19 protein-coding genes are annotated in these 20820 nt (G+C 64.2%); 10 read left to right on the top strand and 9 right to left on the bottom strand.

All coding sequences use genetic code 11. The features are described 5' to 3' along the window. The first annotated feature begins 62 nt into the window (after positions 1 to 62). Positions 63 to 1169, top strand: a complete 1107-nt coding sequence (locus SADO_RS03905; RefSeq protein ID WP_353109380.1) for a DUF1615 domain-containing protein — start codon at positions 63 to 65, stop codon at positions 1167 to 1169. Positions 1170 to 1352: 183 nt separating this feature from the next. On the opposite strand, the gene SADO_RS03900 is transcribed toward SADO_RS03905, so the two are convergent. Then, positions 1353 to 3323 (bottom strand): alkyl/aryl-sulfatase, encoded by a 1971-nt coding sequence (locus SADO_RS03900; protein ID WP_353109378.1) that lies wholly within the window; start codon positions 3321 to 3323, stop codon positions 1353 to 1355. 194 nt (positions 3324 to 3517) lie between these two features. On the opposite strand from SADO_RS03900, the gene SADO_RS03895 reads away from it, so the two are divergent. The 6 genes from SADO_RS03895 (at position 3518) to SADO_RS03870 (ending at position 7905) form a co-directional block, all read left to right on the top strand. After that, entirely contained in the window at positions 3518 to 4540 is a 1023-nt protein-coding gene (locus tag SADO_RS03895) for an AraC family transcriptional regulator (RefSeq protein ID WP_353109376.1), read from the top strand. Between the two features lie 202 nt (positions 4541 to 4742). Continuing rightward, on the top strand, positions 4743 to 5516 hold the full coding sequence (locus SADO_RS03890) for an ABC transporter substrate-binding protein (protein WP_491731545.1): 774 nt from the start codon (positions 4743 to 4745) through the stop codon (positions 5514 to 5516). Positions 5517 to 5525: 9 nt separating this feature from the next. Further along, complete coding sequence (locus SADO_RS03885) at positions 5526 to 6347, top strand: amino acid ABC transporter permease (protein ID WP_353109373.1); 822 nt, start codon at positions 5526 to 5528, stop codon at positions 6345 to 6347. 2 nt (positions 6348 to 6349) lie between these two features. Then, complete coding sequence (locus SADO_RS03880) at positions 6350 to 7111, top strand: amino acid ABC transporter ATP-binding protein (protein WP_353109371.1); 762 nt, start codon at positions 6350 to 6352, stop codon at positions 7109 to 7111. Positions 7112 to 7225: 114 nt separating this feature from the next. After that, positions 7226 to 7351: a hypothetical protein gene (locus tag SADO_RS03875; protein WP_353109370.1), complete on the top strand. Its 126-nt coding sequence runs from the start codon at positions 7226 to 7228 to the stop codon at positions 7349 to 7351. Between the two features lie 125 nt (positions 7352 to 7476). Next, entirely contained in the window at positions 7477 to 7905 is a 429-nt protein-coding gene (locus SADO_RS03870) for a hypothetical protein (protein WP_353109369.1), read from the top strand. A gap of 83 nt (positions 7906 to 7988) precedes the next feature. Here SADO_RS03870 and sbcB read toward each other — a convergent pair whose 3' ends face one another. The 3 genes from sbcB to SADO_RS03855 form a co-directional block, all read right to left on the bottom strand. Continuing rightward, positions 7989 to 9443, bottom strand: a complete 1455-nt coding sequence (gene sbcB / locus SADO_RS03865) for an exodeoxyribonuclease I (protein ID WP_353109367.1) — start codon at positions 9441 to 9443, stop codon at positions 7989 to 7991. Next, positions 9443 to 11341, bottom strand: a complete 1899-nt coding sequence (locus SADO_RS03860; protein ID WP_353109366.1) for an ABC-F family ATP-binding cassette domain-containing protein — start codon at positions 11339 to 11341, stop codon at positions 9443 to 9445. Before SADO_RS03860 ends, sbcB begins: the two co-directional genes overlap by 1 nt. An 80-nt stretch (positions 11342 to 11421) precedes the next feature. Continuing rightward, on the bottom strand, positions 11422 to 12735 hold the full coding sequence (locus tag SADO_RS03855) for a DEAD/DEAH box helicase (protein WP_353109364.1): 1314 nt from the start codon (positions 12733 to 12735) through the stop codon (positions 11422 to 11424). A gap of 310 nt (positions 12736 to 13045) precedes the next feature. Between SADO_RS03855 and SADO_RS03850 the strand changes: the two genes are divergently transcribed. Then, positions 13046 to 14167 (top strand): CNNM domain-containing protein, encoded by a 1122-nt coding sequence (locus SADO_RS03850; RefSeq protein WP_353109362.1) that lies wholly within the window; start codon positions 13046 to 13048, stop codon positions 14165 to 14167. Positions 14168 to 14180: 13 nt separating this feature from the next. On the opposite strand, the gene SADO_RS03845 is transcribed toward SADO_RS03850, so the two are convergent. From SADO_RS03845 to SADO_RS03835, 3 genes are read right to left on the bottom strand one after another with little or no spacing between them, the layout of a single operon-like run. Next, positions 14181 to 15326, bottom strand: coding sequence for an acyl-CoA dehydrogenase family protein (locus tag SADO_RS03845; protein ID WP_353109360.1), 1146 nt, complete (start codon positions 15324 to 15326; stop codon positions 14181 to 14183). A gap of 15 nt (positions 15327 to 15341) precedes the next feature. Continuing rightward, positions 15342 to 16211, bottom strand: coding sequence for an SDR family oxidoreductase (locus SADO_RS03840; protein ID WP_353109359.1), 870 nt, complete (start codon positions 16209 to 16211; stop codon positions 15342 to 15344). Further along, positions 16208 to 16384: a hypothetical protein gene (locus tag SADO_RS03835; protein ID WP_353109357.1), complete on the bottom strand. Its 177-nt coding sequence runs from the start codon at positions 16382 to 16384 to the stop codon at positions 16208 to 16210. Before SADO_RS03835 ends, SADO_RS03840 begins: the two co-directional genes overlap by 4 nt. A gap of 35 nt (positions 16385 to 16419) precedes the next feature. On the opposite strand from SADO_RS03835, the gene moaB reads away from it, so the two are divergent. Both moaB and SADO_RS03825 read left to right on the top strand, forming a co-directional pair. Further along, positions 16420 to 16935, top strand: coding sequence for a molybdenum cofactor biosynthesis protein B (gene moaB / locus SADO_RS03830; RefSeq protein ID WP_353109355.1), 516 nt, complete (start codon positions 16420 to 16422; stop codon positions 16933 to 16935). Between the two features lie 206 nt (positions 16936 to 17141). Beyond that, positions 17142 to 18689 carry a porin gene (locus tag SADO_RS03825; RefSeq protein ID WP_353109353.1) on the top strand — a complete coding sequence of 516 codons (1548 nt, stop codon included), beginning with the start codon at positions 17142 to 17144 and terminating at the stop codon, positions 18687 to 18689. A gap of 110 nt (positions 18690 to 18799) precedes the next feature. On the opposite strand, the gene ppa is transcribed toward SADO_RS03825, so the two are convergent. Further along, entirely contained in the window at positions 18800 to 19333 is a 534-nt protein-coding gene (ppa, locus tag SADO_RS03820; RefSeq protein WP_353109351.1) for an inorganic diphosphatase, read from the bottom strand. A 99-nt stretch (positions 19334 to 19432) separates the two neighbouring features. Continuing rightward, positions 19433 to 20695: a 6-phosphofructokinase gene (locus SADO_RS03815; protein WP_353109349.1), complete on the bottom strand. Its 1263-nt coding sequence runs from the start codon at positions 20693 to 20695 to the stop codon at positions 19433 to 19435. Between the last annotated feature and the right edge of the window lie 125 nt (positions 20696 to 20820).

Here is a 20820-nt window from a genome sequence, read left to right as displayed (position 1 = left end):
GTGGCTTTCATAGCAGCGCGAAGGGGTCGCATCCATGCCGCACCTCGGGCAGAGTCGCGCTCATGCTTAACTCCTATCGCCCTGTGCGGGCGCTCGCTGTCGTGGCCCTGCTGGGGCTGGCCGGCTGTGCATCGCTGCGCACGCCCGAAACACCACGCCGACCGGCCGCCGACGTGCGCGCTGAACTGATCGCCCTCATGCCTGCCAGCGTGGCCGACCGCGCCGGCTGGGCGGCCGATATCGAAACCGCCTTCGCGGCCCAGAACATCGAGGCTTCGTCGGCGAATCTCTGCGCCACGCTGGCGGTGATCGAACAGGAATCCACCTATCGGGCAGACCCGGCGGTGCCCGGGCTGTCGCGTATCGCCCGCGAGGAAATCGAGCGGCGCGCGTCCGCGGCCCATATCCCCGGCTTTCTGCTCGACAAGGCGCTGAGTTTGCGCTCGTCGAACGGCCAGACCTACGACACGCGTCTGGATGCGGTACGCACGGAGCGCGAACTCAGCGATCTGTTCGAGGATTTCATCCGCAAGGTGCCGCTCGGGGGCTCGCTGTTCGGCGGCCTAAACCCGGTGCATACCGGCGGGCCGATGCAGGTGGCGATCGATTTCGCCGAAGACCACGCCGAGGATTACCCCTACGACGACGCCACCTCGGTGCGCGACGAAGTATTCAGCCGGCGCGGCGGGCTGTACTTCGGTATCGGCCACTTGCTGGGCTACGAAGTGGATTACCCCAGCCCGCTGTATCGTTTCGCCGACTTCAATGCCGGCTGGTATGCCAGTCGCAACGCCGCCTTCCAGCGCGCCGTAAACCAGCTTGCGGGCACCGATTTGGCGCTAGACGGCGATCTGATCGCCTACGGCGCGTTCTCGATCAGCCAGACCGAGCGGGCTACCAAATCGCTGGCCGGGCAGCTGGACATGGGCGAAGGTCCGATCCGGCGCGATCTCACCGAAGGCAGCACGCCTGATTTTCCCGATACCACGCTTTATCGCAGGCTCTATGCCCTGGCCGATGAACAGGCCGGCGAACGCGTGGCGCGCGCGATCCTGCCCGGAATCAAGCTGGAAAGCCCCAAGATCACGCGCGACCTCACCACCGCCTGGTTTGCCGAGCGCGTGCAGTCGCGTTGGGAAGACTGCATGAGCCGAGCCGGGCCGCGCTGAGGCGACAACCGGTCGATGGGGCCCCGAATATGCGAGCTTGTGGCGCTGGACGCTGCTGCCCGCGTTGCACGCGATGTGCTGAAACAGACGAGCCGGCTGTCATACCAGCCGGCTCGCTGTCCTCGCCGTTTTCGAAAAGCCGCCGCGGTCTAACGGCCGCGGCGGCGTTCGCCTGCCGTCTGTCTACGGCGTGACCATGTTGAAGCCACGATTCGGGGCTTCCAGCAGCGAGAAGAAACGGCCGAGGCTGGCCCGGTCTCCGTCCACCTCGAGCTGCTTGGGTGACAGTTGGCCGCCGATCAGGGCGAGCAGGGCCGGGTGGGTCAGATGCACGGTGGCATCGGCATCGTCCGCGGCGGGGCGTTTCCAGTGATGCAGCACGCCGTTTTCGATCTGCAGCACATGGTTTTCGTCGCGATCGGTGAAGTCGAAGTTGATCGTCAGATCGTTGTTCGCGGCCTCGGGGCCTTTCAGGCGGGCGGCCATGGCATCGAAGAAACGCTCGATCGGCACCTGGCGCAGCAGGCCGATGCCCTTGCGCAGATCCAGCGACGTGCCTTGGGCGCCTTCGCGCAGTTCCTTGGCGCCGGTGAGATAGAAATCACGCCACGGACCGGATTCCGCGCGGTAGCCGAGCTGGTCGTAGGTCTTGGCCAGCAGTGTCTTTGCCGCGGCGTTGTCGGGTTCGGCGAACACCACGTGGTTGAGCACTTCGGCGGTCCAGCGGTATTCGCCGGCATCGAAGGACTGCTGTGCCTGTTCGATCACGCGATCGGCGCCACCCATGAACTCGACGTACTTGCTGGCGGACTCGGCCGGCGGCAGCGGGTTCAGGTTGGCGGGGTTGCCGTCGAACCAGCCGAAATACCACTGGTATACGGCCTTGGAATCGTGACTGACCGTGCCGTAGTAGCCGCGGTTGTGGAACGACTGCTGCAGCGAGTCGGGCAGGGTGAGCTCCTCGGCGATCTCGCGCGGCGTCATCCCGGCGTTGGCCATGCGCAGGGTCTGGTCATGGATGTACTTGTAGGTGTCGCGCTGGATCTTGAGATAGTCGACGATCTCGTCGTGGCCCCAGATCGGCCAATGGTGGCTGTTGAACACCACTTCGGCGCGGTCGCCGTACCGTTGCAGCGCTTCGTCGATATAGCCGCTCCACTTGAGTGCATCGCGCACCTTGGCGCCGCGCAGGGTGTAGAGATTGTGCAGGTTGCGGCTGACCAGTTCCGCCCCGCAGAAGGCCTTGAGCTGGGGCAGGTAGAAAGTCAGTTCGGCCGGCGCTTCGGATTCGGGGGTGTACTGGAACTCGAAGTCCAGCCCGTCGACGGTGAGCGTCTGGCCGGTGTGGTCGATCTCGTCGGTGGGCGCGAGGATGCTGAAATGGCCTTGGGCCGGGGCCTTGCCCAGGCCGGAGCCGACATGCCCGCGCGGGCTGCGTTCCAGCGCGCCGCCGAACATATAGGTCGCGCGGCGGCCCATGGCCGGGCCGGCGAGCAGGTTCTCGCTGGTCGACTCTTCCATGAAGCCCTTGGGCGCGATGATGCGCACGCCGTTTTTCTCTGCCTGCTCGGCGCTGATCACGCCTTCGATACCGCCGAAATGATCGACATGGCTGTGGGTGAAGATGACGGCGACGATCGGCTTGTCGCCGATGATGTGCTCCTTGGCCATCTGCCAGGCCGCGCCGGCGGTCTCGGCCGTAATCAGCGGGTCGACCACGATCCAGCCGCTGTCGCCTTCGATCAGGGACATGTTCGACAGGTCGTAGCCGCGTAGCTGATAGATACGGTCGCTGACCTTGTACAGGCCGTGCAGATTGTTGAGCTTGGCCTGGCGCCAGAGGCTCGGATTGACGCTCGCCGGGGCGTCGCCCTCGATGAAGTCGTAGGCGGGCATGTCCCAGACGGTCGAACCGTCTTCTTCCTTGATGACGAGATTGTCGTCGCGGGCGATCAGGCCGCGTTGGGCGGCGTCGAAGTCGCCCTGATCGTCGAGCGGCAGCTGCTCGGCGACCGTCGCGTTGGCTTTTTGCGTCGTGGCGGTGGCTTCGGTGGGCGCGGCGCCGTCCTGGGCCAGCGCGGTGGCGAGGCTGCCGGTCAGGCCGATGCCGGCGAGTGCCGCGATCAGCGCCGTGGCACGGATAGGTTTGTTCATGGTTGTCCTCCGGAGTGGCGGGTTCGCGGGTCGGGCCGCTGGCGCTTGCAGGCCGGCTGTGGCGGTCTGCGATGGCCGCCCGCGATGTTTTTCTATCGAGAGCAGCCTTAATGATCGCGCCGGCGCGTTCGGGCGTATTGACAGTTCGCGCCAATCTTTTAACTTCTGGTGACAAGCGGCAGACGGACTCCGGCATGACGAGCCTGGTCAGAAACAGCGCCCTGGACGGCTTCGGCGCGCTCGTGCACGAATTAGGCGGCGAACCGGGCCGGTTGCTCGCCGTCTGTGGCATCCCGACCGATATCGAAACGCAGGAAGACGCCTTCCTGTCGTACCGGGCGCTGATCGCGCTGCTGGAGTTGTGTGCCGAGCGTCTGCACTGCCCGGATTTCGGCATGCGTCTGGCGCGTCTGCAGGGCATGGAGATCCTGGGGCCGCTGGCGGTGGTGATCCGCCATGCGGCCACGGTCGCCGAGGCTATCGAGCAGGCAGCGAAGTATCTGCACGTGTTCAATCCGGGCCAGCGGATCACCGTGCGGCGCGACGGTGCGCAGGTCTGTCTGCGTTTCCAGATCGTGCTCGACAACGTGCCCTACACCCGCCAGGCCAACGAGCGGGCGCTGGTCTTTCTCAAGCGCACCATCGAACTGGGCGGCGACGTTCCGCCGCCGCGCCGCGTGCTGTTCAGCGACAGCCGGCTTGCGTCCCTTGGCGTTTACCGGGAAGTATTCGGGACGACCGAACTGCACTTCGAGCAGGCGGTCTGCGGGCTGGATATCGACGCCGCCACCATGCAGGCCTCGCTGCACCGCTCGAACCGGCATATCCGGTCGATGGCGATCGCCTTTCTGGAACAGACCGGCGGTGTACGTGAGCGCCAGGTGTCGATGCGCGTGCGCGAGATATGTCGGCGTCTGCTGCCCGCGCGGGGCGTGAGCATCGATCTGGCCGCGGAATATCTCAATCTGAATCGCCGCACGCTGCAGCGCCGGCTGGTCGCCGAGGGCACGAGTTTTTCAGCCGTGCTCGACGACGTACGCGCCGACCTCGCGAGCCGCTATCTCGCCGAACGCGACCTGCCGCTCAGCCACGTTGCGGCGCTGCTCGGCTATACCGAGCAGAGCGCTTTCAACCGGGCCTGCCGGCGCTGGTTCGCGGCGACCCCCCGGATGTGCCGGGAACAGATCCTGGAAACTGATCAGAACGTAAGCCGCTGAGTGACCGTCGATATGCGGGCGACAGGCGGGCGGGGCGCCGATATGGAGCCGCATGCCGTGCGAATGTCGCATTGCTGGGCATGGGCGCCAATATGGCAGACTCGTTGCAGGGGAAACCCCGCTAATCACAGGGAGCAAGGAAATCGTGAAATCATTAATCGCCCGCCCGGGCCGAATTGCCGTATTCGTTTGTGCCGGGGTGATGGCTCTGACGCTGTCCGCCTGCAGCCAGGACAAGGGCGGCACTGTCGACGGCATCGAGCTCGTCAACGCCGAAGCGCTGACCGTCTGCACCCATCTACCGTACAAGCCGTTCCAGTTCACGGATTCGAGCGGTGAAGTCGTCGGCTTCGATGTCGACCTCGTGAAGCTGCTGGGTGATGATCTGGGTGTGGAAACCAACGTGATCAGCACCGACTGGAACCAGATCACCTCCGGCGCGGTACTCGCTGCCGGCAAGTGCGACCTGGCCATGGGTGGCGCGACCATCACGCCCAAGCGTCAGGAAGCGGTGCTGTTCTCGGCGCCTTATTTCAACGCCACCCAGGCGCTGTTGGTGAAGAAGGACAGCGGTTATGAAGGCCTGGAAGATCTGGACGGCAAGCGCGTGGGCGTGCAGACCGATACCACGGGCGCAATCTATGCCGACAAGCACGCCGAGGAGCACGGCTACACCACGGTGGTCTTCGATGATCTGTCGCTGGAGACCACGGCCGTGAGCGCCGGCAAGATCGATGCCGCCATCAACGACAACGGCCCGCTTTATCAGTACGCCTCCGACAATCCGGATACCGAGATTGCGGCCGAGTTCGATACCGGCGAGAACTACGGCTTTTTGGCCAAGAAGGATGACGAGAACGCCAAGAAGATGATCGATCGTCTGAACAAGCTGATCGCCGAGTCCAAGGAAGACGGCACCTACGACGAGATCTTCAAAAAGTGGTTCGGCCAGGTGCCGGGCAACGTCAACGAGTAAGCACACCGGATGACGACCTCTGAAAACGGCGCGCCGCGGCGGCGATTGAGCCCCCGGCGGCGCGCCCAGCGCATTCGTGCGGTGCAGTATGCGGTGCTGATCGCCGCGATCGGCGCCGCTGTGATGTTCGCCGACTGGTCCCAGGTCGGGCGCACCTTCTTCGATCCGGGCCTGATGCGCGATACCGTCGCGCACGGGCTCTGGCGTGCGCTCTGGAATACGTTGGTCTACACCGCCGGCGGCTTCGTCATCGGCCTGGTGGCGGGCACGTTGCTGGCGTTGATGCGGCTGTCGGACGTGGCACCGTATCGCTGGCTGGCCACCCTCTATATCGAGTTCTTTCGTGGCCTGCCCGCGCTGGTGGTGTTCATGGCGTTCTCGCTTTTGCCGCTGGCCTTTCCCGGCCTGGCGATGCCCTGGCCGCCGTATGGCACCGTCTGGGCGGCACTCGGCATCGTCGGCAGTGCCTACATGGCCGAGACCATCCGGGCCGGTATTCAGGCCGTGCCCAAGGGCCAGATCGAGGCGGCGCGCTCATTGGGCATGTCTTCGGGGCAGGCGATGTGGCGGGTCACGTTGCCGCAGGCGTTTCGCATCATGATTCCGCCGCTGACCAACGAACTGATCATGCTCATCAAGGATTCTTCACTGGTGTTCATCGTTGGCCTGTCGGCAGCCAATTTCGATCTCACCAAGTTCGGCCGCGCGGCGGCCAACAGCAACGTCAACATCACGCCGCTGGTGGTCGCCGGGTTGGGTTATCTGATCATTACGCTGCCGTTGTCGATCATCGTGCGACGCATGGAAGCTGCGGCTTCCAAAGGGCGCTGAATATGGCGGGCAGCGATCCACTGGTCGACATACGCGGCCTGAACAAGCACTTCGGCAGCAATCACGTGCTGCGCGATATCGATTTCAGCGTGTCCGCCGGTGAGGTGGTCTGTGTGATCGGGCCGTCCGGTTCCGGCAAGTCCACGCTGCTGCGCTGTATCAACCTGCTTGAGGAGCCGCAGGGCGGCACGGTTGTCGTCAACGGCGAGGATCTCACCGATCCCGACTGCGATATCGACGCCGCGCGTCGGCATATCGGCATGGTGTTCCAGCAGTTCAACCTGTTCCCGCACCACAGCGCGCTCGACAACTGCGTGCTGGCCTTGATGACCGTGCTCAAGAAGAAGCGCCCCGAGGCCGAGCGGATTGCCAAGGCAAATCTCGAACGGGTGGGCCTGGCCGAGAAGATGGATGCGTATCCGGGGCGCCTGTCGGGCGGTCAGCAGCAGCGCGTGGCCATTGCGCGGGCGCTGTCGATGGGCCCCGATCTCATGCTCTTCGATGAGCCCACCTCCGCGCTGGACCCGGAGCTGGTCGGCGAAGTGCTCGCCGTCATGCGCCGACTGGCCGACGAGGGCATGACCATGATTGTGGTTACCCACGAGATCGCCTTCGCCCGCGAAGTCGCCGATCGCGTGGTGTTCATGGACGGCGGCGGCATCGTCGAACAGGGCAAGCCCGCCCAGCTGCTGTCCGACCCGCGGGAGCCGCGTACACGCGACTTCCTCAAGCGCGTGCTCAAGCCCGCCGAAACCGACGATTGATCGGGTTCTGGTGGGCTGTCGCGAAGTTGGCGGCTAAGTCGCTGGCACCCTGTATGATTCGATGCCGGCCGCAACGCCGATAGCGTCGACACCTGTGTCAGGGAGAAGAGAACGATGGGTTCCAAGCAGAAATCGCAGCAGAAGCTTCCCCGGCAGAGCCTCAAGGGCATCAAGGATGCCGAGCGCGGCAAGAAGCGGCCGAAGAACCAGAGCAAGTATGGGTTCCACGGCTATCGTTGAACGCAGAGCCGCCGGCTGAAACGGGCCTGCGTGCTCCGTGGTTAGTCCAGCGGACAAGCAAGGCGTGACTGGCTCAGCGCGCAGCTAGCCGGCATGGTGTCCGAATTACCCGCCGGAGATATCCCATGCGCGCCCCGATTCTTGCTATCGCCAGTCTGCTGACCTTGGCTGCCTGCACGGCCGCCCCCGATTCCGTGACGGATGGCTCGGAACAGCCGGCGGACACACCCGCAGCACAGATTATCCCCGAAACGATCCAGGGCCGCTGGGGACTGGTCCCGGCCGACTGCGAGCCGGGCCGCGGTGACGCCAAGGGCCTGCTCGTCATCGGCCCGACACAGCTACGTTTCTATGAATCGACCGGCACGCTGGGCAGGATCGCTGAACGCGACGCCAGCCGGATCCGTGCGGAATTCGCGTTCCGCGGCGAGGGCATGACCTGGCGCCGTGACGAAGTGCTGGACGCGCAGGAGGACGGCCAGACGCTGATCCGTCGCGAATATGGCGAGGGTGCCGCGCCCGGGCCGTTCGAATACCGTCGCTGTCCCGCCTGATATCGCCGTCGTGCAGGATGAATGATCCTTGCTGGCGGCTCCCGGCTTTTCCGCCGAATCGCGGTCTGCTCCGAGCTACGGGCCTAGACCAGCTGCCGCAGCTTGCCGCTCCAGGCCTTGAGATCCAGCAATAGCTGCAGCTTGGCCGGCTCGCCCTGGACGCGTTCCATGAGCTGGGCGACGACGTCGTCGTAGTCGTCCAGAGTCAGGCCGCCGTCGGGGGCGAACTCGAGCCGCTTGGACAGCCAGCTGTTCCAGTCGTCCCGCTCGGCGTCGACCAGCGTGTCCGGATAGTGGCGTGCGCGGTAGCGGAAGAGAAGCTCGTTGAGGCGGTTGTCCTTGAACACGATCGCGCCGTCGGCCAGGTCTTTGGCAGACGTCCGACGAACCTGGTCGGCGAGCTTTCGGTCGTCGTTACCGAGAAAGCCGTCGTAGAGCGCGGCTTCGGCATCCCCGTCGGGTTCGAAGCTGTGGGCGTCGAACACGGCGGTGGCCTTGGCTTCGACTTCGCCCAGCTTGTCGTGAATCGCTTTCCAGTTGCGCCGGCACTGGTTGATATCCAGATGCAGCCGCTCGGCTTCCGCCTCTCGCATCATCTCGAACGGTGCGAGTACCGGGCATTTGTTCAGGTGCACGCCCTTGAGCGCGACGCGCGGGGTGTCTTCCGGCAGGTCGGCCGTGGGCGTGAAGATACGCTCGAAGATCTCGTCCGGCGGCAGTTCCAGCAGCGGGGCCGGGTCGACGCGCAGGTCGTAGACGATGATCGCGTTCTTGTTGCTCGGATGCGCCGCGATCGGCATCACCGGCGACAGGCAGCCGTTGGATGCCGGGAACTTGGACGTCACATGTAGCGCGGGCTTGCGCGTGTCCATGTCCAACAGCTTGCGGGCGCTGTGCTTGTCGCGGTTGTTCACGACATAGTCGAACAGCTTGGGCTGCTTGTCGCGGATGAGTTTCGCCAGGCCGATCGTCGCGTGCACGTCCGACAACGCGTCATGCGCGCGTTCCTGCAGTAGGCCGTTGGCGGTGGCCAGATGTTCGAGCTTGAAACTGGGCGCGCCGTCTTCGCGCTGCGGCCATTCGATACCGTCCGGACGCAGGGCATAGGCCAGGCGCACCATGTTGATGATGTCCCAGCGCGAGCAGCCGTTCTGCCATTCGCGGGCATACGGGTCGAAGAAGTTGCGCCAGAGGGTATGGCGGGTGACTTCGTCGTCGAACTGCAGGCTGTTGTAGCCGACGCTGCAGGTCCCGGGCGTGGCCATTTCGGCGACGATGGTTTCGATGAACTCGGGTTCCGGCACGCCGCGTTCGAGTGCGACCTGCGGCGTGATGCCTGTGATCAGCGTGGCTTCCGGATGGCCGAGCATGTCGACCGGCGGCTGGCAGTAGAGCACGACCGGATCGCCGATGACGTTGAAGTCCAGATCCGTGCGGATGCCGGCGAACTGGGCCGGCTTGTCGCGCCGCGGATCGGCGCCGAAGGTTTCGTAGTCGTGCCAGAAATACGTCGGCTGGCTATTGCTGGCGCCTGCCATTACGCGGCGCTCGCTTTCTGGGCTTCGAGTGCTTCGGCGTTCTCCATCCAGACGGCTTCGGCCTTGTCGAGCTGCTTGCGCAGCTTGCCCTGTTCCTGGGACAGCCGCGCAATCTCGGTCTTGTTACCGTAGACGCTCGGCTTGGCCATTTCCTTTTCGATGGCCGCGATCTTCTCCTCGAACTTGGCCATGTCGGCTTCGGCCTGCTTGATCGCCCGGCGCATTGGTTTCTCTTTCTCGCGCTGGGCGGCCGCATCGCGACGCGCATCGGCGCCGCTGCCGCCGGCGGTGGTGGCTTTCTTCGGCTTCTCGCTGCCTTCCTTGGCCGAGTTCTGTCGGCTGAGCCACTTGGAGTAGTCGTCCAGGTCGCCGTCGAAGGGCATCAGCGTGCCGTCGTCCACGCGCCAGAGCTGGTCGCATGTGGCATCGATGAGATGGCGATCATGCGCGATCATGATGACCGCGCCGGTATAGCCGGCGAGCGCGGTTTCCAGCGCGTGGCGCATGTCCAGGTCGAGATGGTTGGTCGGCTCGTCGAGCAGCAGCAGGTTGGGCTTGTCGTAGACCACCAGTGCCAACGCCAGCCGGGCCTTCTCGCCGCCGGAGAACGGGGCGATCGGTTCCAGTGCCTTGTCGCCATGGAAATCGAAGCCACCGAGGAAATTACGAATCTCCTGCTCGGAGGCGCGCGGTGCCTGGCGCTGCAGATGCGTGGCTGCACTCGCGTCGTCGTCCAGCACTTCGAGCTGGTGCTGGGCGAAGTAGCCCACGCGGGTGTACTTGTCGTGTTGCACGTCGCCGCTGATAGGAGCCATCTCGCCCGCCAGCAGTTTCATGACCGTCGATTTACCGGCACCGTTGCGGCCGAGAATCGCCAGCCGATCGCCGGCGTCGATCTGCATCTTGATGCCGCCCACCAGCGGTACGCCGTCGTAGCCGGCATCGGCGTTATCCAGACGCAGCAACGTATCGGGCAGACGATCGGGCTCGCGAAAGCCGAACGAGAAGGGCGTATCCCAGTGGGCCGCCTCGACCTTTTCCATGCGCTCCATCTGCTTGAGCTTGCTCTGCGCCTGGCGCGCCTTGGTGGCCTGGGCACGGAAGCGGTCGACGAAGCCCTGCAGCTGGGCGAGTTTCTTCTGCTGGTTCTCGTAGGCCGCCTGCTGCTGCAGCTTGGCCTCGGCGCGCATCGTCTCGAACTCGGAATAATTACCGGTATAAAGATTGGCGCGCCCGCCTTCCAGATGCAGCGTGTGGCTGATCAGCGCATCGAGAAAATCACGGTCATGTGAAATGATGATGAGCGTGGCAGGATGGCTCGCGAGATAGTCCTGCAGCCAGAACACTGCATCCATGTCGAGATGGTTGGTGGGCTCGTCGAGCAACAGCAGATCGCAGCGGCGCATGAGCGCAGCAGCGAGGTTCAGGCGCATACGCCAGCCGCCGGAGAACGAATCCAGCGGAGCGTCGTGCGTGTCCGGTGCGAAGCCGAGGCCGTGCAGCAGCTTGGCTGCGCGCGCGACGGCGGAATAGCCGTCGATCTCGGCCATGCGGCCGTGGAGTTCGGCCATGGCGTTGCCATCGACTTCTTCTTCGGCCTTGGCGAGCCTGGCTTCGACTGCACGCAGTTCGGTATCGCCGTCGAGCACGAAATCGAGTGCCGACTGATCGCCGGCCGGCGTGTGCTGCCGCACGGTGGCGATGTCCAGATGATTCGGAATCTCGGCTTCGCCGGAGTCGGGCGACAACTCGCCGAGCATCATGGCGAACAGGCTGGACTTGCCGGTGCCGTTCTGGCCGACGATGCCGATACGCTGGCCGGGCTGGAAACGCACGTTGACGTTTTCCAGCAGCTTGCGCGATCCGCGACGAAGAGTGAGGTCTTTGAAAGCGATCATGGCGTTCTATTGTAAAGCAGGGCGCGAAATGAAACGGCCCGCGCGAGGCGGGCCGTTTTGCAGCTACGGGAGGCGGTCGATCAGGACTGGCCGCGACCGCCGCCGCCACCGCCGGAACGGTTGCCGCCCCGGTTGCCGCCGCGGCTGCGGCGCCGCTGCTGATTACGGCCCGGCGCGTTGTTGCCGCCCCCGCCGCGCTTGGGCGGGCGGTTGCCGCCGTTGTTGTTCGGCCGACGCGCAGGCCGGTCGTCCGCCTCGTCTTCGGGCCCGGCGCGCAGGTCCACGCCCTCGACCGTCATGCGCTCGATCTGCTGACCGATGAGCTTTTCGATGTCCTTGAGGAACTTTCGCTCGTCCGGGCCGACCAGCGATACCGCCTCGCCCGAGCCGCCGGCACGGCCGGTACGGCCGATACGGTGGACATAGTCCTCGGAGATGTTCGGTAGCTCGTAGTTGACGACATGCGGCAGCGAATCGATATCGATACCGCGGGCGGCGATATCGGTGGCGACCAAGACCTGGATCTTGCCGTTCTTGAAGCCTTCGAGCGCCTTGGTGCGGGCGTTCTGGCTCTTGTTGCCGTGCAGTGCAGCCGACGGCAGGCCGTCGGTTTCGAGCTGCTTGCACAGGCGATTGGAGCCATGCTTCGTGCGGGCGAAAACCAGCACCTGGTGCCAGCCGTTTTCCTTGATCAGGTGGCTGAGCACCGCGCGCTTGCGCGATTTTTCGACCATCACGACCTTCTGGTCGATGCGATCGGCGGTGGCGTTGCGCGGCGCGACGTCGATCTCCACCGGCTTGTTCAGCAGGCCCGAGGCGAGCTTGCGGATATCGTTGGAGAACGTGGCCGAGAACAGCAGCGTCTGGCGCTTGGCCGGCACGTACTTCAGCACCTTCTTGATGTCGTGGATGAAGCCCATGTCGAGCATGCGATCGGCTTCGTCGAGTACCAGCGTCTCAATGTTGGACAGATCGGCATGGCCCTGCTGGAGCAGATCGAGCAGGCGGCCCGGCGTGGCGACGACGATATCCACGCCTTTCTTGAACTGTCCGATCTGCGGCTGATAGCCCACGCCGCCGAAGATCACGGTCGAGCGAATCGCGCCGGACTTGCCGTAGGTCTGCACGGACTCGTTGACCTGGGCGGCCAGTTCGCGGGTCGGTGCGAGTACGAGCACGCGCGGCTTCTTCTGCTGGGTCTCGCCGAGGCGATGCAGCAGGGGCAGGGTGAATGCAGCGGTCTTGCCGGTGCCGGTCTGAGCGGCGGCAAGCACGTCCTGACCGTTGAGTACGGCCGGGATGGCCTTGGCCTGAATGGGCGTGGGTTCGCTGTAACCGGCGGCGGCGACGGCTTCGAGAAGCGACGGCGCCAGGCCGAGTTGATCAAAGGGCATAGATTCGTTTTCCGTTGAACTGCGGCACATCATGAACACGAAACATCCGCTGCCGCATGGCATGATGGCGTGGGTCGCAGCCCCTTCGGCGAATCCGTGGCGCTGCAGCGGTCGAAGGCTCGGTGGAGCCGGCTTTCGAGGGCGCGCAACAGTGCGCGGGCGATCGACCGAATCGACCATGATACGCGCAGCGCGCTTGCAACGATAGCGACGCCGTCGAACCATTGGACGCATCGCCTGTCCCAAAGGCTGGGGTTCAGACACAAACACACGCACGTGCGCTGGATGGCGCGTGCCGGTAATAGCTTGAATGGCACTACTTTTCGTCTATCTCTTTCTCGCCCTCGGCGTGTCCTTTCTGTGCTCGGTGCTGGAGGCAGTGCTGCTGTCCATCACGCCGTCCTACATTGCGCTCATGCAGAAGGAAGGCGGGCGCGTGGGCGCGCGGGTCGATCGGCTGAAAGCGGATATCGATCGCCCGCTGTCCGCGCTGCTGAGCCTGAACACCATCGCGCATACGATTGGTGCGGCCGGCGTGGGCGCGCAGTCGCAGGCAGTGTTCGGTAACGGTTATCTCACCGCCACATCGGTGGTGCTAACCCTGCTGATCCTGGTCGTCTCAGAGATCATTCCCAAGACGCTGGGCGCGACCTACTGGAAACAGCTGGCCCCGAGCGCGGCGCTGGTGCTGCAGTGGATGACCACGGCGCTCTATCCGCTGGTGGCGTTGTCGATGGTGATTACCAAACTGCTCACGCCGAAGCATTCCGGGCCGACCTTCTCGCGCGACGAATTCCAGGCCATGGCCGATCAGGGCGAGGCCGACGGCGTCTTCGATATCGAGGAATCGCGCATCCTGCGCAACCTGCTGCATTTCCAGTCGTTGCGGGTGAAGGACGTGCTCACGCCGCGCGTGGTGATGATGGCCTTCACCGAAACCCAGAGCGTGACCCACGTGTTCGACACGTTGGGTACGCGTCGCATCTCGCGATTGCCGGTGTTCTCGGAGGATCGCAAGGAGATCACCGGTTTCGTATTGCTGTCCGACGTACTCAGCGAGATCGCCCGCGATCGCCACGACACGCCGCTATCGGCGATCCAGCGCGATGTGCTCGTGGTGCCCGAATCGCTGTCGCTCTACGGCCTGTTCCGCAACCTGCTCGAACGCCAGCAGCAGCTGTCCGTGGTCGTGGACGAGTACGGCGGCATCGTCGGCGTGGCGACGATGGAAGACATCGTCGAGACCATGCTCGGCATGGAGATCATGGACGAGGGCGACAAGGTCGAGGACATGCGTGTGATGGCCCGCGAGCAGTGGGAACGCCGCGCGCGCAAGCTCGGCCTCATCGACGAAGACCTAGACGAGGACGAAGCGGATGCGCGTCGCGAGGCCGCGTCGCGCCACGAATCATCTGCCGGTCCGGCAGTATGAGCTGCGTGCGGCGCTAGAGCCCCATCTGACGCACCGCAAGGTCGCGCATGATCTCCTCGGCGCCGCCGCCGATGGCGTTGACCCGGACCTCGCGATAGATGCGCTCGACCTTGGCGCCGCGCAGGTAGCCGGCGCCGCCGAAGATCTGCACGCCTTCACGGGCACAGAATTCCATGGTCTGGGTGGCCTGGTTCTTGAGCAGGCAGACATCGGCGACCGGGTTGTCGCCCTGTTCGACACGCCAGGCGACCTGTTCGAGAAAGGCCTGGGTCGCACGGATACGCTGCGCCATGTCGGCCAGCTTGTGACGGATCGCCTGGTGGCTGATCAGCGCCGCGCCGAAGGTTCGACGCTCGCTCGCATAGGCCGCGGCCTCGTCGAGACAGACCTGGGCAAAGCCGTTGCAGGCGGCGGACATCCACAGCCGTTCGCTGTTGAAGTTGTTCATGATCAGCCGGAAACCCTCATTCTCGACCCCGAGCAGATGCCCTGTAGGCACGCGACAGTCGTCGAAATAGAGCGTGGCAGTATCCGAACACCACCAGCCCATCTTGCGATCCAGCGGCGTGCGCGAGAAGCCGGGCGCGTCGGTGGGCACGAGTATCAGTGATACGCCGGCATGGCCCGCGCCGCCGGTACGGACCGCTACGGTGACGTAGTCGGCCCGTATCCCGGAAGTGATGAAGGTCTTGGCGCCGTTGATGACGTAGTGATCGCCGTCGCGCACGGCGGTAGTCGCAACGTTGGCGACATCGGAGCCGGCACCGGGCTCGGTGATCGCCAGCGCGCTGATCTTTCGACCGGCGAGGATCTCCGGTACGACCGCCTGCCTGAGTGCCTCGCTGCCGCCTTTCACGATCGGCGGCGTGCCGATGTTGTGGCTGAGCAGGCTGGCGGACAGGCCGCCGGCGCCGGCTCGCGCCAGTTCCTGGGCGCCGATGATCACGAAGAACATATCGGACTCGATGCCGCCGTACTGTTCCGGAAAACCGAGCCCGAGCAGGCCGATATCGGCGGCGCGTTGGTAGAGCTCGCGCGGGAAGCTACCGGCTTCGTCCCATTCGTCGACATGGGGGGCGATCTCTTCGGCCACCCAGCGCCGCAAGGTGTCGCGATAGAGCGCGTGGGCCTCGGTATAGGCCGGATGCGTTTCGATCATGGTCGACCGTCCTGTTCAGTCGTCGCGCAGCAGACGCGGTGTTTCGGCCAGATGGAAGCCGTTATAGGCCGGGGCCTTGTCGTGGTCGGCCATCGGCCAGTTGGCGCGCGCGTTGGGTACCGCGCCGTCGACCCGGATACAGCTGCCGGAGATGAAGCCGGCGGCTTCCGAAAGCAGGAACACGATCGCTGCCGAGACTTCCGATTCCGTGCCCCAGCGCTTGAGCGGCACGAACTGCGGCAGCGCGCGTAGCATCGGCTTGATCTCTTCGGGGTAAGTGTCCATGCCGGAAGAGGCGATCCAGCCGGGTGCGACCGCGTTCACGCGCACGCCCGCGTACTGCCATTCGACGGCCGCGGTTTCGGTCAGGCTGAGCATGCCGGCGCGGGCCGCACCCGAGTGGCCCATGCCGGGCATCGAACACCACATGTCGGCAATGATGTTCACGACCGACCCGCCGTCGTCTTCCATCCACTGGGTGAAGCATTCGCGCGCCATGAGAAAGCCACCGGTGAGGTTGTTGCGCACCACCGTGTCGAAGCCTTTCTGCGAGATATGCTTGAGCGGCGCGTGGAACTGGCCGCCGGCGTTGTTCACCAGGCCGTCGATACGGCCGTGTTCGGCCAGCACCGCGGCAACGGTTGCCGTAACGGCCTCTTCGTCGCGGATATCGCAGCTATGGGTGCTCGCTGACGGGCCGCCGGCTTCGGCGATTTCTTCGGCCACCGCGACGAGCTTGGACTCGGTCCGGCCGATCAGGGCCACGCGCGCGCCGAGTGCCGCCAGCTCGTGGGCCGTGCAGCGGCCGATGCCGCTGCCGCCACCGGTGACGATGACGTGCCGACCGGCAAACAGATCGGGACGGAAGACAGAGGAATAGGTCACGGTTTCTCCTTCGCGTAGTCGCCGGCTAAAGTGCGGCGATCAATTGTTTTATGTTGCGGGCCGCGGGGCGGCGGGATAATGCTGCCATCAGTCGATGGCATCATTTCAGTAATCGTAAATACATGCACGACCCGCATCGCGATCCGGCACGCGGCCAGCCCGGTTTGTGGCATCTTGGCGGCCTTTGCATGCCGACCGGTAATTTCTCATGAGCGACGCCTTCGCAGCTCTGCATATCGCGGTACTCACCGTATCCGACACGCGTACCGAAGCCGACGACAAGTCGGGCCGGGTACTTGTCGATCGCCTGGAAGCCGCCGGCCATGTGCTGCACGAAAAGGCGATCTGTGCCGACGACGTGCACGAGATCCGCGCCCGTGTCGCGCGCTGGATCGCCGACGACAGGCCCGATGTGGTGATTACCACCGGCGGCACTGGCCTGACCGGGCGGGACGTCACCCCGCAGGCCCTCGAAGTGCTTTTCGATCGACGTATCGACGGCTTTGGCGAGATGTTCCGGATGCTGTCGTACGAGTCGATCGGCACGTCGACCTTGCAATCGCGCGCGCTCGCGGGCGTATCCAAGGCGACCTTCATCTTTTGCCTGCCGGGTTCCTCCGGCGCCTGCGCCGACGGCTGGGACAAGCTCATCGCGGCACAGATCGATGCCCGCACCAAGCCCTGCAATCTGCAGGAGCTGTTGCCGCGGCTGACCGAACGCTAGCTGCGAGTAGCAAGGCTCGATCAGATACCCCCGGGTCGGCCTTCGCTATGCATCGTGTGCCTGCGCCATGCCGGTGCGGGTTTTTGGCCGTGCATTAGAAAGTATTCGTATTCGACTGATGGTTAAGTCAAATCCCGAGACTGCATTATGTATTTTTTGTAGTATGGCGGCGTAGCGTGGGGCTACATACCGTTCAGGGGAGTATCATGAAGACATCAAACGCATGGCGTGCACGCGTGATGACAGCCGTGGTCGCGAGTGCCGCGGTCTATGGGCCCACGGCCGCGATCGCCCAGACCAGTAACGATGAGCTCGCCGATCTGGTGCGCCGTCAGGCCGCCCAGATCGAACGTCTGGAAGGCCGTATCCAGGCCCTCGAGAGCGACGAGCAGGGCACTGCACCGAGCAATGCCGGCATGGCCTCGCAGTCCGACAGCGCGGCGCAGGACAGCAGTCGCAACGTGGTCGACAGCCGCCAGCAGCCGAAATCGGGCCCCGGCGCGACCAGCCCGCAGGCGTCGACCGGCTCCATGGCGAGCATGCAGGAGCAGATCGATACGCTGAAGCAGAACAGCGTGCAGGTCGACTGGAAAACCGGTTCGCCGAAGTTCTCCAGCCGCGATGGCGATTTCACCTTCCAGCCGCTCGGCCGTTTGCAGTACGACTATTCCACCACCGACGGTTCCCGTTATGCCGATCGCGAGATCGACGGCAGCGAGTTCCGGCGCCTGCGTATCGGTTTCCAGGGCCAGCTCATGGAGCCGATCCTCTACAAGGTCGAGTTCGACTTCGCCGAGGAGAACGTCGGCGTGCGCGATGCCTATATCGCCACCAAGAAGGACTTTGCACTCGGCCAGGGTGTGGTCTATGTGGGTAACAAGTTCGCCGATCGCAGCCTCGATGGGGCGACCTCGTCGAAATACATCTGGTTCCTGGAGCGCAACCCGGTCGCCAACGCGATCATCCCGGAATCCGGCTACTACAACCTTGGCGTCACCAGTGCGTTCTACGGCAAGGACAACTGGCACGTGTCGGCCGGTGTGAGCAAGGGCGATCTCGGTAACAGCAACACCGAATCGGACAACACCACGCTGATCTCGCGTGCCCATTTCAACCCGTTCGTGACCGACAACGCGATGATGCACGTCGGCGCCTGGGGCTTTTACGAGGACTTCGCCCGCGGCAACCAGGACGACCTGACCGACAGCGAGCGCTTTGCCTCCCACTTCAACGACAACGTCCGTGTCTATTCCGACACCATCGACGAGCCCGAAACCAGCACCGGCTACGGCGTCGAGCTGGCGGGCCTCGCGGGGCCGGTCGCGGCCGGCGCCGAATACGGTCGCCGGACCATCGATACCCGTGCCGGCGACGACACCGACTACGATGCCTACTCGGCCCAGATCGGCTACTCGCTGACCGGTGAGCAGTTTGGCTACTCGACCAAGAACGGTGCCTGGAGTGCGCCCACGATCGACAACCCCGTCACCGACGGTGGTTGGGGTGCCTGGCAGGTCATGGCCCGTTACGACGCGCTGGACTACGAGAACAACGGCCAGTTTGCCGGCGGCACTGGCCACGGCACGACGCTGGGCGTGAGCTGGTATCTCAACAACTACACCCGCTTCATGCTCAACTGGATCAACTGGAACACCAACAACCGCGTGCCGATCGCGGGCGATCCGACCGATCGCGACTTCACCGGCTCGGACGATGGCAACACCATCAGCGCCCGGGCCCAGGTGATCTTCTAGGCCCCGGTAAAACCACCGGGCATATAAAAGCCCCCGTCCGGTTCGCCGGGCGGGGGCTTTGTTTCGACGGGCCGCAGTGTTTTATACCGCGGCTGTCGGATCGCTGCGATTCAGCCCTTGTTGTAGGCCTCGATCGACTTGGTGATCTCGGCCTTGGCTTTCTCGACGCCTTCCCAGCCGGTGATCTTGACCCACTTGCCTTTCTCTTCGTCCTTGTAGTGCTCGAAGAAGTGGTGGATCTTGTTCTTCAGACGATCGTCGATGTCGTCGAGATCGCGCACGTCCTTGTAGTAGTCGGTGCTGATCTTGTCGGTCGGCACGCACAGGATCTTGGCGTCCAGGCCGGACTCGTCCTCGGTGCCCAGCACCGCGACCGGGCGGCACTTGATCACCGCGCCCGGCACGATCGGCTCGGGGGTGAGTACCAGCACGTCGACCGGGTCGCCGTCGTCGTACAGGGTCTTCGGCACGAAGCCGTAGTTGGCCGGATAGTGCATGGCCACGTTCATGAAGCGATCGACCATCAGACAGTTCGTGTCCTTGTCGACCTCGTACTTGACCGAGCTCGAGCCTTCCACGATCTCGATGATGACGTTGATTTCCTCGGGCGGATTCTTGCCCGGGGTGAGTGCTTCATAACCCATTGCGAAACCCCTGTAATGGTGGATATTGCTTGAATTCAGGTGCGACAGTGTAACCGAAGAGGCGCGCGGCCCGCGTAGCCAGCCGTGCGCCGCCGTCTGCTAGACCTCGAAGCCTTCCGACAGTTTCTTCTCGACCGCCACGTTCTTCAGGCGGGCGTACTGCGGCAGGCCTTCGGCATAAGGCGGATAGGATTCGCCGGCAATCAGTGGCTTGAGGTAGCGGCGGGCGGCATCGGTGATATGAAAGCCGTCCTCGCTGATGAACTCGCGCGGCATCATCTTTTCGACGTTGGCGACTTCATCGAGCGGTGCTTCGCCGATCGTCCATTCATAGGGTTCGTCGGATTCGCGCACGATCGAGACCATGATTCCAGACTTGCCCTGGACCGCGTATTCGACCGCGGCCCGGCCGACGGCATAGGCCTGGTCGACGTCGGTCTGCGAAGCGATATGCCGTGCGGCGCGCATCAGATAATCGGCGATCGCGTAGTGGTACTTGTGGCCGAGCTTGGTCTGGATGAGTTCGGCGAGTGTGGGCGCCATGCCGCCGAGCTGCTTGTGGCCGAAGGCATCGGTGTTGCCCGCGTCGGACAGGAACTCGCCGTCGGCGTTGCGCACGCCTTCCGAGGCGACGATGGTGCAGTAGCCGTGGCGCTTCACGCAGTCGTCGACCTTGGCAAGGAATTTCTCCTCGTCGAAGGTGATCTCCGGAAACAGCAGGACATGCGGGTCCTGGCCCTCGGACTCGCTGGCCAGCCCGCCCGCGGCCGCCGTCCAGCCCGCGTGGCGGCCCATGACCTCCAGGATGAACACTTTGGTCGAGGTCTTGCACATGCTGGCCAGGTCGAAACCGGCCTCGCGGATGGACACGGCCGTGTACTTGGCGACGCTGCCGAAACCGGGTGAGCAGTCCGTATGCGGCAGGTCGTTATCCATGGTCTTGGGCACATGGATCGCCTGAATGGGATAGCCCATCTTTTCCGAGAGCTGACTGATCTTGAGGCAGGTGTCGGCCGAGTCGCCGCCGCCGTTGTAGAAGAAGTAGCCGATGTTGTGGGCCTTGAAGACCTCGATCAGGCGTTCGTACTGTTCGCGGTTTTCTTCCAGGCCCTTGAGCTTGTAGCGGGCGCTGCCAAAGGCGCCGGCCGGCGTGTGCTTGAGCGCGGCGATGGCGCCGGCGGATTCTTCACTGGTATCGATCAGATCCTCGGTCAGGGCGCCGACGATGCCGTCCCGCCCGGCGTACACCTTGCCGATCTTGTCGCCGTGTTCGCGCGCGGCTTCGATCACGCCGGCAGCGGAGGCGTTGATGACGGCAGTCACGCCGCCGCTCTGGGCATAAAAGGCATTCTTCACGGTCATGGATCCATCCTGGGCTGATCAGATGGGGGCAAAGGATACGTCAGACGGGCGGGTCTCGAAAATTGACTTGCCTTATGGGAATCATTAACGTCGAGCGTTCGCTTGCGCGCGCCCATGGGTGGCCT

This window comes from Salinisphaera dokdonensis CL-ES53 (genome assembly GCF_040361215.1).
GTDB classification, from domain to species: domain Bacteria; phylum Pseudomonadota; class Gammaproteobacteria; order Nevskiales; family Salinisphaeraceae; genus Salinisphaera; species Salinisphaera dokdonensis.
This window is presented reverse-complemented; position numbering and strand designations above follow the sequence as displayed.

Bases quoted from the DNA above. Each gene is read 5' to 3' on its own strand.
- SADO_RS03905 (WP_353109380.1), top strand. From the start codon at position 63: ATGCTTAACTCCTATCGCCCTGTGCGGGCGCTCGCTGTCGTGGCCCTG.
- SADO_RS03900 (WP_353109378.1), bottom strand. From the start codon at position 3,323: ATGAACAAACCTATCCGTGCCACGGCGCTGATCGCGGCACTCGCCGGC.
- SADO_RS03895 (WP_353109376.1), top strand. From the start codon at position 3,518: ATGACGAGCCTGGTCAGAAACAGCGCCCTGGACGGCTTCGGCGCGCTC.
- SADO_RS03890 (WP_491731545.1), top strand. From the start codon at position 4,743: ATGGCTCTGACGCTGTCCGCCTGCAGCCAGGACAAGGGCGGCACTGTC.
- SADO_RS03885 (WP_353109373.1), top strand. From the start codon at position 5,526: ATGACGACCTCTGAAAACGGCGCGCCGCGGCGGCGATTGAGCCCCCGG.
- SADO_RS03880 (WP_353109371.1), top strand. From the start codon at position 6,350: ATGGCGGGCAGCGATCCACTGGTCGACATACGCGGCCTGAACAAGCAC.
- SADO_RS03875 (WP_353109370.1), top strand. From the start codon at position 7,226: ATGGGTTCCAAGCAGAAATCGCAGCAGAAGCTTCCCCGGCAGAGCCTC.
- SADO_RS03870 (WP_353109369.1), top strand. From the start codon at position 7,477: ATGCGCGCCCCGATTCTTGCTATCGCCAGTCTGCTGACCTTGGCTGCC.
- sbcB (WP_353109367.1), bottom strand. From the start codon at position 9,443: ATGGCAGGCGCCAGCAATAGCCAGCCGACGTATTTCTGGCACGACTAC.
- SADO_RS03860 (WP_353109366.1), bottom strand. From the start codon at position 11,341: ATGATCGCTTTCAAAGACCTCACTCTTCGTCGCGGATCGCGCAAGCTG.
- SADO_RS03855 (WP_353109364.1), bottom strand. From the start codon at position 12,735: ATGCCCTTTGATCAACTCGGCCTGGCGCCGTCGCTTCTCGAAGCCGTC.
- SADO_RS03850 (WP_353109362.1), top strand. From the start codon at position 13,046: ATGGCACTACTTTTCGTCTATCTCTTTCTCGCCCTCGGCGTGTCCTTT.
- SADO_RS03845 (WP_353109360.1), bottom strand. From the start codon at position 15,326: ATGATCGAAACGCATCCGGCCTATACCGAGGCCCACGCGCTCTATCGC.
- SADO_RS03835 (WP_353109357.1), bottom strand. From the start codon at position 16,384: ATGCCACAAACCGGGCTGGCCGCGTGCCGGATCGCGATGCGGGTCGTG.
- moaB (WP_353109355.1), top strand. From the start codon at position 16,420: ATGAGCGACGCCTTCGCAGCTCTGCATATCGCGGTACTCACCGTATCC.
- SADO_RS03825 (WP_353109353.1), top strand. From the start codon at position 17,142: ATGAAGACATCAAACGCATGGCGTGCACGCGTGATGACAGCCGTGGTC.
- ppa (WP_353109351.1), bottom strand. From the start codon at position 19,333: ATGGGTTATGAAGCACTCACCCCGGGCAAGAATCCGCCCGAGGAAATC.
- SADO_RS03815 (WP_353109349.1), bottom strand. From the start codon at position 20,695: ATGACCGTGAAGAATGCCTTTTATGCCCAGAGCGGCGGCGTGACTGCC.